The sequence below is a fragment of the Thermodesulforhabdaceae bacterium genome (assembly GCA_037482015.1).
Classification (GTDB): domain Bacteria; phylum Desulfobacterota; class Syntrophobacteria; order Syntrophobacterales; family Thermodesulforhabdaceae; genus JAOACS01.
On record JBBFKT010000023.1, the window covers coordinates 1 to 17,066 of the forward strand.

The 17,066-nt window shown below is 42.6% G+C and carries 13 protein-coding genes and 1 tRNA gene; 13 read left to right on the forward strand and 1 reads right to left on the reverse strand.

Annotation, left to right across the window (positions count from 1 at the left end):
• The first annotated feature begins 394 nt into the window (after nucleotides 1-394).
• The 7 genes from panC (at nucleotide 395) to pyrR (ending at nucleotide 7,038) form a co-directional block, all read left to right on the forward strand.
• On the forward strand, nucleotides 395-1,258 hold the full coding sequence (panC, locus tag WHS38_12165) for a pantoate--beta-alanine ligase (GenBank protein MEJ5301733.1): 864 nt from the start codon (nucleotides 395-397) through the stop codon (nucleotides 1,256-1,258).
• Nucleotides 1,259-1,276: 18 nt separating this feature from the next.
• Nucleotides 1,277-1,627 (forward strand): aspartate 1-decarboxylase, encoded by a 351-nt coding sequence (gene panD, locus WHS38_12170; protein ID MEJ5301734.1) that lies wholly within the window; start codon nucleotides 1,277-1,279, stop codon nucleotides 1,625-1,627.
• Nucleotides 1,624-2,328: a DUF502 domain-containing protein gene (locus WHS38_12175; GenBank protein ID MEJ5301735.1), complete on the forward strand. Its 705-nt coding sequence runs from the start codon at nucleotides 1,624-1,626 to the stop codon at nucleotides 2,326-2,328. The genes panD and WHS38_12175 overlap by 4 nt, the downstream gene beginning before the upstream one ends.
• 5 nt (nucleotides 2,329-2,333) lie before the next feature.
• Entirely contained in the window at nucleotides 2,334-3,503 is a 1,170-nt protein-coding gene (metK, locus tag WHS38_12180) for a methionine adenosyltransferase (GenBank protein MEJ5301736.1), read from the forward strand.
• Between the two features lie 20 nt (nucleotides 3,504-3,523).
• Nucleotides 3,524-4,780, forward strand: a complete 1,257-nt coding sequence (gene ahcY, locus WHS38_12185; GenBank protein ID MEJ5301737.1) for an adenosylhomocysteinase — start codon at nucleotides 3,524-3,526, stop codon at nucleotides 4,778-4,780.
• Between the two features lie 3 nt (nucleotides 4,781-4,783).
• Nucleotides 4,784-6,034: an MltA domain-containing protein gene (locus tag WHS38_12190; GenBank protein ID MEJ5301738.1), complete on the forward strand. Its 1,251-nt coding sequence runs from the start codon at nucleotides 4,784-4,786 to the stop codon at nucleotides 6,032-6,034.
• A gap of 434 nt (nucleotides 6,035-6,468) precedes the next feature.
• Nucleotides 6,469-7,038, forward strand: a complete 570-nt coding sequence (gene pyrR, locus WHS38_12195; protein ID MEJ5301739.1) for a bifunctional pyr operon transcriptional regulator/uracil phosphoribosyltransferase PyrR — start codon at nucleotides 6,469-6,471, stop codon at nucleotides 7,036-7,038.
• A 3-nt stretch (nucleotides 7,039-7,041) separates the two neighbouring features.
• Here pyrR and WHS38_12200 read toward each other — a convergent pair whose 3' ends face one another.
• Nucleotides 7,042-8,022, reverse strand: a complete 981-nt coding sequence (locus WHS38_12200) for a pyridoxal-phosphate dependent enzyme (protein MEJ5301740.1) — start codon at nucleotides 8,020-8,022, stop codon at nucleotides 7,042-7,044.
• 178 nt (nucleotides 8,023-8,200) lie between these two features.
• On the opposite strand from WHS38_12200, the gene WHS38_12205 reads away from it, so the two are divergent.
• From WHS38_12205 to WHS38_12230, 6 genes are all read left to right on the forward strand, one after another.
• Nucleotides 8,201-8,277, forward strand: a tRNA-Gly gene (locus WHS38_12205).
• A gap of 229 nt (nucleotides 8,278-8,506) precedes the next feature.
• Entirely contained in the window at nucleotides 8,507-10,672 is a 2,166-nt protein-coding gene (locus WHS38_12210; GenBank protein MEJ5301741.1) for an HD domain-containing protein, read from the forward strand.
• A 145-nt stretch (nucleotides 10,673-10,817) separates the two neighbouring features.
• Complete coding sequence (locus WHS38_12215) at nucleotides 10,818-12,830, forward strand: monovalent cation:proton antiporter-2 (CPA2) family protein (GenBank protein ID MEJ5301742.1); 2,013 nt, start codon at nucleotides 10,818-10,820, stop codon at nucleotides 12,828-12,830.
• 249 nt (nucleotides 12,831-13,079) lie between these two features.
• The gene (locus tag WHS38_12220) at nucleotides 13,080-13,562 is read left to right on the forward strand and encodes a Fur family transcriptional regulator (GenBank protein MEJ5301743.1); all 483 of its coding nucleotides are present in this window, start codon (nucleotides 13,080-13,082) and stop codon (nucleotides 13,560-13,562) included.
• A gap of 118 nt (nucleotides 13,563-13,680) precedes the next feature.
• On the forward strand, nucleotides 13,681-15,873 hold the full coding sequence (gene katG / locus WHS38_12225) for a catalase/peroxidase HPI (protein MEJ5301744.1): 2,193 nt from the start codon (nucleotides 13,681-13,683) through the stop codon (nucleotides 15,871-15,873).
• Nucleotides 15,874-16,238: 365 nt separating this feature from the next.
• A complete protein-coding gene (locus tag WHS38_12230; GenBank protein ID MEJ5301745.1) occupies nucleotides 16,239-16,769 on the forward strand; it encodes a hypothetical protein in 531 nt (176 codons plus the stop codon).
• Nucleotides 16,770-17,066 lie beyond the last annotated feature (297 nt).

The window sequence follows — 17,066 nt, forward strand, 5'->3', positions numbered from 1 at the left end:
CCCTTCGCTCGCTGTGATCAACTCACGGGAGGACTTTCACCTCCAAGAGCACGTCTATGCCGGGCGCACCGATTGTAGGGGCACGGCATGCCGTGCCCCTACAGTTATGTGGTGGGTCATATATTGAGGTCGTTTGTTAGCTGTATAAGCAGGCCTGCCAAATGGAGTCCCATTCCTGTGTTTACTTTGGGTTATGTTATTTTGCCATCCCATAAAGGAACTTTTCGAACACCCTCACCATTTCACTTGACTTAACGTTCAATAGTTGTTAACGGATATCGGAAAATATCAAACCGCTTGGATCCCAAGCGCGGGACCGAGACGGCAAAAGTGGGATAATTAGTGAAGCCTTCCGCCGTTCGGTCGCGGAAGGCTTTTTTGTTGGAGGGAAAAGATGAAAGTAGTCAAATCGGTCATGGAGATGCAACAGCTTGCCGATCTCTGGAGAAGAGACGGCAAAGTAATCGCTTTCGTTCCGACGATGGGATACCTTCACGAAGGTCATCTGGCGCTTATGAAAGCGGCCAGAAAGGAAGGTGATGTTCTCGTAATAAGCATCTTTGTGAACCCAATCCAGTTTGGACCTCAAGAGGACTACGAAAGATACCCTCGAGATCTGGAAAGAGATCTTCGACTTGCCGAATCTGTAAATGTTGACGTGGTTTTTTCTCCAGAAGTAAAAGAAATGTATCCCGATGGTTTCCAAACAGTTGTTGATGTGACTGAACTTTCCAAACCACTCTGCGGAAAGAGCAGACCCGGTCATTTCAGAGGCGTTGCCACGGTTGTTACAAAGCTTTTCAACATAGTAAAGCCTCATGTTGCTGTATTCGGTCAAAAGGACTTTCAGCAGTTGGTGGTTATCCGCAGAATGGTTAAAGATCTTAATATGGATATTCGCATCATTGGGCATCCCATAGTAAGGGAAGCTGACGGACTGGCTATGAGTAGCCGCAATGTTTATCTGTCGCCAGAAGAACGTAAGGTGGCTTTGAGAATAAGCCAGTCTATAAAAAAGGCTCGCCGCCTTGTGGTTCAATCTGTGCTGGAGGGAAATGAGATCCTTAAAGCCGTTGTTTCCCATTTGTGTCAAGATAACGCACTAAAGCTAGACTATGCAGAACTTAGGGATCCGGAAACACTCGAGGAAGTGTCAGTTATTAACAGGCCAACACTTCTTGCAATAGCCGCTTTTGTGGGAAAGACAAGACTAATTGATAATTGCATTCTTGATCCCGCTGAAGCTTACACTGCGTAAAATAGGAGGAAATACTTTATGGTTCGGACCATGTTAAAATCAAAAATCCATAGAGCCCGAGTAACGGACGCCAATTTGGAATACGAAGGAAGCCTTACTATTGATGAAACGCTAATGAAGGCGGCGGATATTTTACCCTTTGAACAAATCAAGGTTTACAATGTTTCAAATGGGGCAAGATTTGATACTTACGCCATACCTGGAGAACCGGGAAAAGGAGATATATGTCTCAACGGTGCGGCTGCCAGGATGGGTGCAAAAGGGGACTTGATTATTATCGTGACTTATGCTCAATATAGCGATTCCGAGATGGCTAATTACAAACCCAAAGTCGTGTTGGTGGGAGAAGGAAACAAACCAAAGGCATGAAAAAAATTCTCTCAAAGCTTCATGTGGCGCTGCGTAACTATTTTGTAGCTGGAGTTCTTACGGTTGTTCCTCTCTCCATATCCGGTTACGTGATTTACCTCATACTCCATAATGCCGATAAGATTTTTAACATTTTTCCTCCCAATCTAAATCCTAAAAACTATCTTCCCTTTCCTGTGCCTGGGCTTGGGGTAATTGTTGTTATTGGAGGGATATTTCTTACGGGTCTTCTAGTAAGGAACTACATCGGAAGTAAAGTCGTAGATTTTGGTGAGTATCTTCTCTATAGAATTCCTCTCGTAAGACCACTTTATTCGGCTGTAAAGCAGCTTCTTGGGGCGATATTTTCCGAATCATCGCATAATTTCCAGCGTGTAGCCTTAATTCAATTTCCAAGAAAAGGCATATACGCAGTGTGTTTTGTTACGGGAGTTGCTACGGGCGAGGTTCAAGACAAGACGGCAGAGCGAGTAATTAACGTATTTCTTCCCACAACGCCCAATCCCACATCCGGTTTTTACCTTTTAGTTCCAGAATCAGAACTCATCGAAACATCCCTTACTGTGGAAGAGGCTTTTAAGCTGATCGTGTCTGGAGGACTCGCATCACCTCTTAATGGCTCAAATTGTCGGTCGATAGTTTTAAAAGAAGGTAGAATTGTCGAGCAAAAACCATCATACCAAAATCAGGAAAGGAGCTAGTAAAGATGACAATAGCAAACTATCTTTTTACTTCAGAATCAGTAACAGAAGGACATCCCGATAAGGTTGCCGATCAGATTTCTGATGCTATACTCGATGCTATAATCAGGGAAGATAAAAATGCGCGGGTGGCTTGTGAAACTCTTGTTACGACCGGACTCGCCTTTGTCGCCGGAGAAATCACCACTTCAGCCTATGTTGATATTCCAGATATTGTGCGCCAGACGATAAAAGAAATTGGCTATAATGACTCCTCAATGGGTTTTGACTGGGAAACCTGCGCCGTAATTTCAAGCATTGATAAACAGTCTCCCGACATAGCCATGGGCGTCAATCCAGGAGAAGGGCTTTACGAAGAAATGGGCGCCGGTGATCAGGGTATCATGTTTGGCTACGCCTGCGATGAAACTCCAGTTCTTATGCCGATGCCAATTTACTACGCCCACCGTTTAACCAAAAGACTAGCCGAAGCCCGCAAAAATGCTATTCTTGACTTCCTCAGACCCGATGGAAAAAGCCAGGTCACGGTCGAATACGAACATGGACGCCCGAAAAAAATAACCGCTATCGTTATCGCTGCTCAGCACAGCCCCTCCGTAACTTACAAAACCATACAGGAAGGCATTGTCGAAGAAGTCATCAAAAAAGTAATTCCTCCGGAACTTATCAGTGATAAGACCAAATTCTTTATTAATTCAACCGGTCGATTTGTTATCGGCGGTCCCATGGCTGACTGCGGACTTACCGGCAGAAAGATCATTTGCGACACTTATGGAGGCAAGGGGCATCATGGTGGAGGCTGCTTCTCAGGAAAGGATCCTACAAAGGTGGATAGATCGGCATCCTACATGGCTCGCTACGCTGCAAAAAACATTGTTGCAGCGGGGCTTGCTAGAAAAGTAGAGATCCAGGTCGCTTACAGTATAGGCGTTGCAGAACCGGTAAGCCTTATGGTTGATGCCTTCGGAACAGAGCGCATCCCCCTTGAAAAACTTACCCAGATTGTCAAAGAAACATTCTCTTTTAAACCTGCGGACATCATAAGCCATCTTAAGCTTCTTAGACCGATCTATAAACAAACTGCTTGTTACGGTCATTTTGGGAGGATGAACCCCGACTTTACCTGGGAAAAGACCGATATGGTAGATGTTCTGAGAGATAAAGCGGGACTGTAAAAAATACGAGGAGCTATCGAATGATTTGCGATGTCAAAGACCAAAGCCTTGCAGATAAGGGACAACTTCGAATAGAGTGGGCAGCACGGTCAATGCCGGTTCTCCGAAGCATCAAAGAGCGATTTGAGAAGGAGAAACCGCTAAGTGGAATTCGTATAGCCGCATGTCTTCATGTTACAACCGAAACTGCCTTTCTAATGCAAACTCTTAAAGCCGGAGGAGCTACGATAAGGCTCTGTGCATCAAACCCCTTGAGCACTCAGGACGATGTAGCTGCATCCCTAGTTGTCCATGACAGCATTCCGGTTTTTGCTATAAAGGGAGAAGACAGAGAAACTTATTATCGCCACATCCTTCAGGCTCTGGAAGGCTCACCCCAAATCACAATGGATGATGGGGCTGATCTCGTATCGACTCTTCATACCGAACGTCAGGATCTAATCGGAGAAGTGATTGGGGGAACGGAAGAAACCACCACAGGGGTTATCCGCCTGAGAAGCATGGCTGAAAAGGGAGTTCTCAGGTATCCTATTGTGGCGGTTAACGATGCCAACACAAAACATCTCTTTGATAATCGCTATGGCACGGGACAGAGCACGATAGATGGAATCATCCGGGCAACAAACAGGCTCATTGCTGGAAGCGTCTTTGTGGTATGCGGTTATGGATGGTGTGGTCGTGGTGTTGCTATGAGAGCTCGGGGAATGGGAGCAAGAGTGATTGTCACGGAAGTGGATCCATTGAGAGCTCTGGAAGCCGTGATGGATGGCTATGAAGTAATGCCAATTGCCGAGGCAGCAAAGATAGGCGACTTTTTCTGTACTCTCACAGGAAACATCCATGTCATCAGAAGAGAGCATTTTGAAGTGATGAAGGATGGTGCAATTGTAAGCAACTCCGGGCATTTCAACGTTGAACTTGACCTTGAATCTCTGTCTCAAATGGCTGTGTCGAGGCGATTGGTTCGAGATTTCGTTGAAGAATTTCGACTAAAAAACGGCCGTAGTATATATGTGCTTGCCGAAGGGCGGCTTGTAAATCTCGCTGCAGCCGAAGGACATCCATCAAGCGTCATGGACATGAGCTTTGCAAATCAGGCTCTGTGCGTCGAATACCTGGTAAAAGAAGGGAAAAAGCTTGCTAAGCAGGTATATACTGTGCCCAGGCAAATCGACGAAGAAGTAGCTAGATTAAAACTTTCAAGCATGGGCATAGCTATCGATCAACTCACAGAGGAACAAGATCGTTACCTTCATTCCTGGGAAATGGGAACTTAATCGATGAGATCGATATATTTGAGGATCGCTATTTTCTTGATCCTCATTGGAGCTTTGGGTGGATGTGCAAAACCACCCGAAGCTCCACCTCCCACATTGCCTCCAGCAAAAGTAGAAAAACCCCCCACACCGCAGGTTAGCCTTGTTAAGCTTCAGGAAAACTTTGTAAGAAACATTGACTTTCAAGACGACGGTGATCAACAAAATCTCATCAGAGCCACAAGAGAAAGTCTTTCCTATCTGGAAAAACTTCCACCCTCAAAAACATTCAAGGCGGGCGATGTGGAATTTTCCGCAAAACAATACGCCGACGCTTTGAAAAAACTGATTGCAGTAATGGAAAAAAGGCAAATTTCTGCTCAAGACGTTATGTCTCTTTTTGATGTATATGCTTACAAGGTGGAACTTGAGAATAATTCTACACCTCAGCCGGGAATGATCCAGGGCACGGGGCAAGTTTTAGCAACAGGTTATTACGAGCCTATATTGGAAGGAAGTTATTATCCATCAAAGGAATATTCCTACCCTATCTATCCTGTGCCGGAAGATCTGGTGAAAGTATCTCTCGAATCCTTCAACATAAACTGCGGTGATGTTTCTACCATTGTGGGACGTGTTGAAGGGAATAAACTCGTTCCTTACTACAGCAGGCGCGAAATTGACGAAGGATCTCTGAAGAAGACTCGACCTCTTGTCTGGGTTAAAAATCCTGTGGAGGCCTTTTTCCTGCAGATACAAGGATCCGGTATCATTCGATTTTCAGATGGCACAGAAAGGCGGCTGGGTTACGGTAGCGGAAATGGAAGACCCTATCGTAGCATTGGAAAATACATGATTGATAATGGATGGATGTCAAAAGACGAAGTATCTATGCAGGCGATAAAAGCCTATTTGAGGGCTCATAAGGATAAACTCTGGGCGACTCTCTGGTATAATGAAAACTACGTGTTCTTTAGATGGGTGGAAGAAGGACCTAAGGGAAGTCTCAATGTTTTCATTACGCCAGAGCGTTCTATTGCGAGCGATCGTCGTTTTTATCCACCTGCTGTTATGAGTTTTATTTCCACGGTAGTGCCTGAAGGTGCATCTAGTTATAAGCCTTTTAACAGATGGGTCTTTCATCAAGACGCTGGAGGTGCCATCAAGGGACCTGGAAGAGTGGACATCTTTTTTGGAAGCGGCCATGAAGCAGGTGAAAAGGCAGGGAAAATGAAATATCAGGGAACGCTTTTGCTCTTTTTGCCCAAAGGCTAAATTAGATGGGGTTTGGTTTTTTCTCGAGTTATTGCTCACATTGGTTTACATATCTCGAATACTTTAATTGTGGTTGAACGTGTTCTAAAAAGACGTCGGTAAGGATCAAAAATTTTTCACCCCTACTTTGGTAGCCAAGGATGAGATCGATTTCCCATGTATCGGTCGCCGAGGACGGCGACCCTCCCAATATTTTACCGCCCTGTTGGGAGGGACGGCGTCCTCGCCGTCCGTTTTTTGGGTGCGACCGGCCGGTCGCCCCCTACATTTTTTAAAACACACTCCATTGTGGTTTGACATTTCAAAAAAAAGCCTGATAGAAGAAATTGTAAAGGCGTAACAGGGTTGCGCCTCGAAGTGGATTTACAGTTCAAGCACCGTGGAAAGCGGTCGCAATAAAATTTCTAAAGCGAGGAACAAGAAGAGAAATGACGATGGAGGAAATATATCAACAGATCATGAATTCTCTGGAAGTTCAAAAAACCATCGAGCAGTTGGCACAGTCTATTGCCGCTGACATTAGGCAGGCTGATCAGTGTGTCCTTGTAGGTATTAGAACTCGAGGAGTTTATCTGGCGGATAGGCTAAGAAAAATTATAAGCGAGAATATCGGTCAAGATGTGTCCATGGGGCGGTTGGATATTACTCTCTATAGGGACGACTGGACAAGGCTCAATTATTATCCTCTTGTCAGAGCGACAACCATGCCTGGATCTCTTGAACATAAGGATGTGGTGTTGGTTGACGATGTGCTTTATACGGGAAGAACCGTTAGAGCAGCTCTCGACGCCCTACTCGATTACGGGCGACCAGCTAGAGTTTACCTTGCTGTGCTGATCGATCGAGGACATCGAGAGCTCCCCATCTGCGCTCAGTATGTGGGCAAAGAAGTGGATACTGCAGAAGACGAACATATAGATGTCAGACTTAGAGAATGCGATGGAGTGGACGAAGTTATTTTAGTCAAATCGGGTCGCAGCTCCTGTAGCCACAGCGTAGGTTAGCCATCAGCATAGCATGGAAGTAAGAGCCGGAATACTGATGTTTCCTCCTGTCATTACAACCACCACCTTTTTACCCTGAATGCGTTCTCTAAGCAGAAAGAGGGCTTTGAGTGCTGCAGCTCCCGCAACCTCAGCAAGATTTTGAGTATATCGAACAGCGAGTCGAACTCCATCTATTAGATCTTCCTCGGAGAGCAACACCACATCAGTAATGAAATCTTTCAGGATAATAAAAGGCAAATCGAATACACTTCTGGCTGCAAGTCCTGAAGCGATGGTTTCTGCAGGAGGCACGGTAACTTTTTTGCCCTGCCTCCATGATTCATAAAAAGCCGGCATTCGCTGTGATTGCACTCCATAAATTTCCACAGAAGGATTCACCTGTTTAATTACCATACTAACGGCGGCACACCCTGTTCCACCACCTATAGGCATAATGAGCACGTCTAGATCGGGTAAATCTTCCAAAATCTCTAGACCCATTGTTGCAATGCCGGTTATCAGAAGAGGTTCATTCCCCTGGCGAACATAGTAATAACCGGCGTTTTCTGAAAGTTCCTCAGCATAGTCCTGAGCTTCGTAGAAGTCGCTACCGTGTTCTATGAGCTGAGCGTTGTAAGCAAGGATCATTTCATTTACGAAAGGATCATTTCTTTCAGGAACAACGACATTGCAAAGGATACCCTTGTTCTGAGCGGCCCAGGCTACCGCAAGTCCATGATTTCCTCGAGTTGCCACCACTAAACCGTTTTTAATTTGTTCATAGGGACATTGTTCAATGAAATTTACCGCTCCTCGCACTTTGAAAGAATGAGTTGGAAGATGATTTTCATGCTTTACATAAACTTGAGCTCCTGTATGTTCCGAAAGACGTCTGTAAAAAGTGAGGCTAGTTTTCGGTAGCAATTGTCGGATAATCTGCCGAGCTTTGAAAACGTTAAGCATATTTACGATTGCAAGCTGTTCCTTAAAGAAAGGCTCCATTCCTTTTCCTCCCTTTGCTAAGATTATTGTTTTCAGGACGCCTTTAATTTAATTTGATACACCAAAAATGATTTTGATCAAAGTAAATTTTGCTATATTGAACAAAAAGGCGATATGGATTCAGACAATTTTTTGTTGAGCTTGGGAAATTTTTTTGCTATAAAGAGCCTACCTTTAGGCGGGAGTAGCTCAGCTGGCCAGAGCATCAGCCTTCCAAGCTGAGGGTCGCGGGTTCGAAGCCCGTCTCCCGCTCCAAAAATTTGATTCTTTTCTGCCCCTTCCTTGATTTTATAGTTTGGTTTCCCTTAGGCTCATGCAAGGTTAACGGTAGATTGGTTGAGTTTTTATCCGTGTGTTCTTTGTATAGTTTGAGTTTTTCAAAAAAGTTCTGTGTCTTGCTAATCTTGGAAGGGTCGATTAAAATGATTTTGTATAAACGGGAGTTTTTCCCGCAATTTCTTTTAGAGAAAAGAGGCTTTTATTTGTGGATGAAGGAGTAAAGTCCTACCAGAGTTACATGGAAAAGGCTCACCAATCTATTCAGATGATTTGTGAGCAGTGTCCGGATGGTGGAAAATATCTTATTGAGAAAGCTTTTGAACTTGCGACGAATCTCCATCAAGGGCAAAGGAGGCGATCGGGTGAGCCTTATATCGTTCATCCTGTGGCTGTAGCCAGCATTCTTGCCTTTGAATTTGGGCTGCGGGATCCTGAACTTATCGTAGCCGCTCTACTTCATGACACCATAGAGGACGTGCCCTCTATGGATGTGATTTCAATAAGAGAGCAGTTCACTGATGGTGTAGCTGCTATAGTAGATGGATGCACCAAAATCATGCTGGACCCATCGAAAGAAAAACGTCAAGTGCAGGCAAAAACTCATTCTAAGATATTCCTTTCAGCAAGCAACAATCTTGGGGTCATCATCATTAAGTTAGCTGATAGACTCCATAATATGCGGACTCTTCATTCTTTACCTGCCGACAAAAGAATGCGGATTGCCAAAGAAACTATCGATATCTACGTTCCGATTGCAGCAAAACTGAACATAAACTGGCTCAAAAGAGAATTATATCATCAGGCTCTTCTATGGCTCTATCCTAAAAAAAGCAAACGCATTCTTGCCCATATTCAGTCTGTGCAACAAAACAAAGATGTATTAGAAATTAAGGCTCGGCTTGAAGAACACATCAATCCTCACATGTCAGTGGCGACTCGTTATAGATGTAAGGGATTAGGAAGTTACTACAACCCATCAAGAAAGACATTAGAAATTGCGAATGCAGAAAATTTTGTAGATTTCACCATCGTTGTGCATGAGGAAGATCCCATTCTGTGCTACAAGGCTCTCGGGATAGTAAATTCAATATTTCCTCCGCTCCCAAGAACCATACGCGATTTTATTGCAAACCCCAAAAGCAACGGTTACAAAAGTCTGCATGTAAGATTTCACTACCGAAATGCTAATTACCTACTTAAAATTCGAACTTCATCTATGGACGAATGGGCTTTCTATGGGGTGCTCAATCACTGGCGTCTTAGCGATACTATTGATATTGCTCCTTATGAAGTTGAAATTATGAACTTTCTTAGGGATATTGGAGAATACGACGAAGCCCCAACCAAGAGGCGAGAATTTTTGCATTCTCAAACGCATGCTGAGGAAATTATTGTTTATACGCCAACAGGAGATCCTTACTATCTTCCTAGGGGAAGTATAGTTTTAGACTTTGCCTACAAAATACATTCTGATCTTGGCGACCGATGCGAAGGTGCAATTATTGGAAAGGAAAATGTTTCCCCTACCCATGTCCTGGAAGAAGGAACAACGGTAGAAATTATAAAAGCCTCACATATTCTTGATGTTCATCCAGAATACGAAATCCTTTGTAAAACTCCTCTGGCAAAGAAACACATCAGCAAGTTGATCCAGAAGCGGCGTCGGGATTATGCAGAGAAAATCGGTAAGGAGATACTCGAACAGGACTTAAAAGCCCACGGAATTTCCCTGGAACTCCTTTACGACTATTACGGTGAGACCATCAAACACATTCTTGAGTTTATGAATCTGAAGAGTCTGGATGAACTTTATGTAAAGATCGGTCAGGATCTGATCTTGCCGAAAGTTATTCGAGAATATCTCGATCATCCAAATCTGGACAAAGGTAAAAGTGAGCCGGCATCTCTGGATGAGCCACCTTACAGTGTATCGGTTGGTCAATTAGACAAGGCCGTTCACAAATTTGCTCATTGTTGTAATCCCTATCCGGGAGAAGAACCCAGTGTAATTGTGTTAAGTGAACGGGGCGTAACTATACATAAAGCATCATGCAGTGATCTAACCGATCGCCATCATATTCCAATGGATCGACGGTTTCGCACTAAATGGCTTCTTGATGAGCCATGGGATTGTCCGATAGTTTTCAGTTTTATTCTTCCTGGCTGTAGCTTAGAAAAACTTCTTCGAACCTGGCCTCACAAGGAAAGCCAGTTTGCGATTAAAAAACTTGAAGAAACACCGGGACGGGATGGCACTCAATGGGCAAAAATAGTTGTAATGTTCTATAGCCTAAGAGATGCGAAAAACTTCATAGATCCACTGTTAAAAATCCATGGTGCTGTTGTAGTAGAACAATACAGCAGAGCATAAGTTTCTAACAAATGAACTCAGCGTTAAGTGAATTTGCCAGTTGGTTTGTTTTTTTCGCTCGGTTTTAAAGTGTTTTTATCTTCCTAATTGCAAACCCATCATATAGATCATACAACCTGGTATTACTGTAAAAGGAGAAGGACAAATGGAATTGGAATTTCTAAGGTCTCTTGTATTAATATTTGGCATCTCCGCTGCTGTTGTATTTGTCCTTGATAAGCTCAAAATACCGTCCATTGTGGGATTTTTAATATCTGGGGCACTCCTTGGTCCCCATTGTTTTGGATTTATTAAAGATGTTCACGAAGTCGAGCTCCTCGCTGAAATTGGTGTAATACTTTTGATGTTCACCATTGGACTCGAATTTTCCCTAAAAAATCTTATTCTTATGCGAAGAGATATCCTGGGCGGTGGAACGCTTCAAGTAGTGTTAACGACGACAGTCACTTTCCTTATAAGTTTTTTCTACCTCGACCAAAAACTTGAAGTATCTATATTTAACGGATTTCTTGTAGCTCTGAGTAGCACTGCTATAGTTATTAAGCTCCTTGCGAATAGATCCGAAATAGGAACTCCTCACGGTAGGAGTTCACTTGGAATACTTATATTTCAGGATCTCTGTGTCGTTCCCTTTATGCTCCTGATCCCTATTCTTGCCGGAAGCGGTGGAAGTTCGAAAAATATAATTTTGACAATGTTAAAATCATTTGCCTTGCTGGGAGTAATTTTGGTTGGAGCTAGATGGGCTGTTCCTTTTATGCTTCACGAAATAGTAAAAACCAGAAACCGAGAATTGTTCATCATAACAGCCATACTTTTATGTATAGGCACAGCATTTATTACATCAAAATTGGGTCTTTCCCTTGCATTGGGAGCATTTTTGGCAGGAGTTTTGATATCCGAATCAGAATATTCTTCTCAGGTAGCAGTAGATATAATGCCATTCAAAGAAAGCTTCATTAGCATTTTTTTCATATCTGTAGGGATGCTTATGAATATTTCATTTCTAAAAGACAACATGCTCTCCGTTGTTGCAGTAGTTCTCGCTGTTGTTATGATCAAGTCTTTAACAACTTCTGTTGCAACTCTAATATCAGGAAAACCATTTAGAATAGCGATCATCAGCGGACTCTGCCTTTCTCAAATTGGTGAGTTTTCCTTCGTTCTTGCTCTTGTTGGAAGCAAGGCTGGACTTTTAGATGAACGAAACTATCAAATATTTATATCGACATCGGTAATTACAATGCTTTTAACACCTTTTATTGTGAAAATTTCGCCCTTAATTTCTGAGCATATCAGTTCTCTTTTCAAACCTATTAAGATAGTGAAAAAAGAAGAAACCACAGAAAAGGATCTATTTCCCGATAAATCAGACCATGTAATAATTGTAGGATTTGGTGTTAGTGGTAGAAACCTGGCAAAGACGCTAATGGAATCAAAAATTCCATATGTTGTATTAGAAATGAACCCAAACACGGTCAAAAAGATGAAAAAAAAGGGAGAACCTATATATTATGGCGACGGCACATCTATAGAAACTCTCCACAAAATGGGAATATCCAGGGGAAGATTGCTTGTAGTCGTAATATCTGATCCCGCTGCTACAAGGAAAATCGTTCAAATAGCCAGACATGAAAATCCCAGAATTCATATTATTGTTAGAACAAGATATGTCTCTGAAGTTAATGATCTGGTTAAGCTTGGAGCAAATGAAGTAATTTCCGAGGAATTTGAATCATCTATAGAAGTATTTGCAAGAGTCCTGCACTTTTACAGTGTGCCCAAAAATGTTATCTACGAATATATTGATGAGATAAGAAAGGATCACTATAGAGCCCTAAGAGAACTAGAATTGCCCACACAGTGCATTTCAGAAGTATGTGAAGTTCTTAAACACCTAGAAACCGACACCTATCTTATAAGGGAAAACTCTTCTGTAATAGGTTTTACTATTAGGGAGTTACAACTAAGAACAGAGACAGGTGCAACTATTATAGCCATCCAGAGAAAAGGGAAAGTGTATCAAAATCCATCCCCTGACTTCACTTTACATGCTGGAGACGTGCTTCTACTGATGGGAAACAAAAGGGAAATCCAGAAAGCTTTCGAATATCTTGAGTCGGGGAAACTACCAAACGAAGTCGCTACATTAGCTTAAAAAAGCTTCTAATCGTTACAGTTCCTGAACCAATTATAAAGCTCTCTTAAGCCAAACAACCTAGAAAGGAGGTTTAAAGGTGTTTAAAATTTTCACTTTTACGTAGAAAGGTGGGGGCATGGCATGCCGTGCTCTTACAATGGGTAACCGTACAAGGTTGCCTATATAATCTTTCTCGAGCACTCACAATCTTTCTTGACAGATAGGATTTATTACTATATAGGTATCCAAACTAGATAGGAGATGGAAGTGGATAGTACAAGTACTGAAGAGAAAAGATTTTCAGAATTAGAAGAAGCTTGCAAAAAGTGGGGGTTAAAAATGACGCCCCAGCGAATAGCTATTTATAAAGCGTTTATCTCTTCAGAGGATCATCCTTCTGCGGTGCAAATTCTCGAGAGAATCAAAGATCATTTTCCTACGATCTCTCTCGATACCATAAATAGAACTCTTCAAACCTTTGTCGAAATGGGTCTTGGCAAAACTGTAGAAGGAAGTGGCGAGCCAAGAAGATTCGACCCAAATACATCTCAACATCACCACTTTAGGTGTCTTCAATGCAAGAAGATCATAGATTTTTCGTTCCCGCCCTATGACAATCTGGATCTCCCACCCAGTCTGGAAGGTCAAATAATAGTTGTTCACACTAAAAGAGTTGTGCTCGAAGGGCTGTGTCAAGACTGTAAAGAGTCTAAAGAACAATCTTTAATCCTCGAAGGGGACTCTACCTAATCAATGGCTGACAATATGCTAAAGATTTTTAGGAGGGAGGGATTAGCCATGGAAAAATAAAAAAGCCCAGGAAAATATAGTAACAATACTAAACCAGACAGGGGAGAGGAGAAACACCATGGAAGATGCCAAGAAAAAAGCAATAGGGAAAATGACTATTAGAGATTGGTGGCCCAATTTACTCTACTTAAAAGTGCTTTACCAAAATCCCCCCGAACTTAACCCATACGGGCGGGATTTCGATTACGCCAAGGAATTTGAAAGCCTGAACCTGGAAGAAGTGAAAAAGGATCTTCGAGAATTAATGACTCAATCTCAGGATTGGTGGCCGGCAGACTTTGGTCATTACGGGGGGTTGATGATCAGACTCGCCTGGCACAGCGCCGGGACATACAGAGCGGTAGATGGTCGTGGGGGGTCAAAGGGTGGACTATTCCGTTTCCCACCTATTATCGGCTGGCCAGACAATATCAATCTGGACAAAGCCCTTCGCCTTCTCTGGCCCGTTAAGAAAAAATACGGAAAAAAGATTTCCTGGGGAGATTTGATTATTCTTGCCGGTAACATGGCGATGGAATCCATGGGTTTTAAAACTCTCGGTTTTGCTGGTGGGAGAGTAGATTGGTGGGAACCTGATGAAAGCGTTTACTGGGGTCCCGAAGAAGAATGGCTTGCATCAGATCGCCATGATGAAAAAGGAATACTTGCACAGGAAGTAGCCGCAGAACATATGGGTTTAATTTATGTTAATCCGGAAGGCCCAAGGGGTAATCCAGATCCAGTGGAAGCCGCCAAAGAAATTCGTATGGTCTTTGCCAGAATGGCCATGAATGACGAAGAAACTGTGGCTTTAATTGCAGGAGGACATGCCTTTGGAAAAACTCATGGGGCAGGACCATCTTCTCATTTAGGACCGGAACCTCCAGCCGCACCAATTGAAGAACAGGGACTGGGATGGAAAAGCAGTTACGCCTCCGGTAAGGGACCCGATACTATAACAAGCGGAATTGAGGTAACCTGGACCGCTACGCCTGTAAAATGGAATCCGAGAGGTTTTCTACACATTCTGTTTACATATGAGTGGGAACTCGAAAAGAGTCCTGGCGGTGCCTATCAATGGGTAGCCAAAAACGCTCCGCCTATAATTCCAGACCCTTACGATCCCAGCAAAAAGCACCTTCCCAGAATGCTTACCACTGATCTCGCATTGAGATTCGATCCAATTTATGAAAAAATTTCCAGAAGGTTCCTCGAACATCCTGAAGAATTCGAAAAGGCCTTTGCTCGAGCATGGTTTAAGCTAGTTCATAGAGATCTTGGACCTCGCTCCCTCTATTTAGGACCAGATGTGCCCAAGGAAGTCTTCCCATGGGAAGATCCTATCCCACCCTTAGATTATCCTCTTGTTGACGAAAAAGACATAGAAGAATTAAAAGCTCAAATTCTTAATTCGGGACTTACCGTGTCAGAACTGGTTTACACAGCGTGGTCATCAGCAGCTACATTTCGTATAAGTGATAAACGTGGAGGAGCTAATGGTGCTAGAATAAGGTTTTCTCCCCAGAAAGACTGGGAAATCAATATGCCTGAACAACTCACAAAGGTCTTGAAAACTCTTGAAAATATCAAAGAAACATTCGACAAAACCCATTCTCAAACCGACGGAAAGAAAATATCTCTCGCAGATCTTATAATCCTTGGTGGATGTGCAGCGATAGAGTTCGCGGCAAAGAGAGCGGGTTATGAAATCAAAGTATCCTTCTTTCCTGGACGTGTGGACGTAACAGAAGACATGGTAGATACTTTCACAGCAAACTTTCTTGAGCCAACCTATGACGGCTTCAGGAATTATCTAAAAAGTAGCGTAAGATTTATCAGAACTCCCGAAGAACTGCTGGTTGATCGAGCAAATCTTTTAGCTCTCACACCCCCCGAAATGACCGCTCTGGTTGGGGGCATGAGAGTTTTAAATTGCAACTTCAACAAGACTTCCCACGGAGTGTTTACCAAACGCCCCGAAGTCCTTACCAACGACTTCTTCACTAACCTATTAGACATGAACACTGTCTGGAAAAAGGTGGAAGACAACCTTTACGAAGGAAGAGACCGCAAAACTGGCGAACTCAAATGGACCGCCACCCGAGTTGATTTAATCTTCGGACACGATGCCAGGTTGAGAGCACTGGCTGAATCTTTTGGATGCGATGACGGAGAAGAGGTGTTCATCAGGAATTTCGTAAAAGCCTGGACAAAAGTAGTTAATCTTGACAGATTCGATCTTCACAAAAGTGGTAAAATCAAACTGGACTAGTGAACTGGCTCTGTAAAGGATGCATCAATCTTGCTCTTGTTTGGAAGTCTATAACAGACATAGACTAAAACTCTAATCTCTAGAATTGTTCGTAATTTCTAATTATATTATAGGGACACGTTTTAACGTGTCCCTATAATATTGTGGTGGGATATTCTTCTTGGTATCCTTCCCTCTCAAAATCATGACAGTATTAGAAAAACTTCCCTCATCTATAATGTAAAGACTTTTAATTTTGACAGTTGTTTGGATGATCTACCTTTGCTATGTTTTATGCAAGGAGATTGTCTTCTTCACAGGAGATAAACTTATGAAAATTTAAGGGATATAACATACGGCAGATTGATACAGTTTGAGGAGGTTATATGCCGGTCACATTACCACTGGAAGTTTACGAAGTGTTTGAAAAAATTTTTGGCAAAGAAGATGCCAAAGCAGTAATAAAGTCACTCGAGGCAGTAATAGGTAATGAAATAATAAACAAGTGGCATCAGACAAAAGAAGAACTTAAAGAAGAACTACTTAAGGAAGTGCCCACAAAGCTTGAACTTGAGAATGTAAGGATTGAACTGATAGGCAAGATAAATGAACTTCATGCTAAGATGGAAAAAGACAAAATTGAACTTCTTGGCAAGATAGAAAATACCAAAATAGAACTCCTCGGCAAGACAGAAAAGGACAAGGCAGAGATTCTCGGCAAGACAGAAAAGGACAAAGCAGAACTCACCGGCAAAATAGAAAAAACCCGAGAAGAACTCATTGGCAAGATAGAAACAGAGATAGCCCGATTAGACCGTAAGTTTACCATAATGTTCGTTATATTGTTCTTCACGATAATATTTTTGAACCAGAATGCCCTAGAGTTTATAGCAAAGGTTATAGGATTAGTAAGGTAAATTAGGGCAAGAGTGGGTGAAGGTGGAAAAATGAAAGAATCTTTAAGATAACCCAATAACACATAAAGGTCTTCCAAATAATGAAAGAAAGCTTATGACTCCCATCCCCAGTAGGGGGAATTTTCTAGCACCATCGCCCAAGATCATGAGGGGGTTCTAAAAAAATCCGTATAAGAAAGAGTATAACCAGGAGACACATGTTATTTATAAGAACAAAAGCTAGCCCAAGTTTGTCATTTATTTGTGTAAACTACCGTAATTACTTGATAAGTCATTTTCATTCTACACTACGGATTT

Coding starts and splice junctions, on each gene's coding strand:
- WHS38_12230 (MEJ5301745.1), top strand. CDS start 16,239: ATGCCGGTCACATTACCACTGGAAGTTTACGAAGTGTTTGAAAAAATT.
- pyrR (MEJ5301739.1), top strand. CDS start 6,469: ATGGAGGAAATATATCAACAGATCATGAATTCTCTGGAAGTTCAAAAA.
- metK (MEJ5301736.1), top strand. CDS start 2,334: ATGACAATAGCAAACTATCTTTTTACTTCAGAATCAGTAACAGAAGGA.
- WHS38_12190 (MEJ5301738.1), top strand. CDS start 4,784: ATGAGATCGATATATTTGAGGATCGCTATTTTCTTGATCCTCATTGGA.
- panC (MEJ5301733.1), top strand. CDS start 395: ATGAAAGTAGTCAAATCGGTCATGGAGATGCAACAGCTTGCCGATCTC.
- WHS38_12175 (MEJ5301735.1), top strand. CDS start 1,624: ATGAAAAAAATTCTCTCAAAGCTTCATGTGGCGCTGCGTAACTATTTT.
- WHS38_12200 (MEJ5301740.1), bottom strand. CDS start 8,022: ATGGAGCCTTTCTTTAAGGAACAGCTTGCAATCGTAAATATGCTTAAC.
- ahcY (MEJ5301737.1), top strand. CDS start 3,524: ATGATTTGCGATGTCAAAGACCAAAGCCTTGCAGATAAGGGACAACTT.
- panD (MEJ5301734.1), top strand. CDS start 1,277: ATGGTTCGGACCATGTTAAAATCAAAAATCCATAGAGCCCGAGTAACG.
- katG (MEJ5301744.1), top strand. CDS start 13,681: ATGGAAGATGCCAAGAAAAAAGCAATAGGGAAAATGACTATTAGAGAT.
- WHS38_12215 (MEJ5301742.1), top strand. CDS start 10,818: ATGGAATTGGAATTTCTAAGGTCTCTTGTATTAATATTTGGCATCTCC.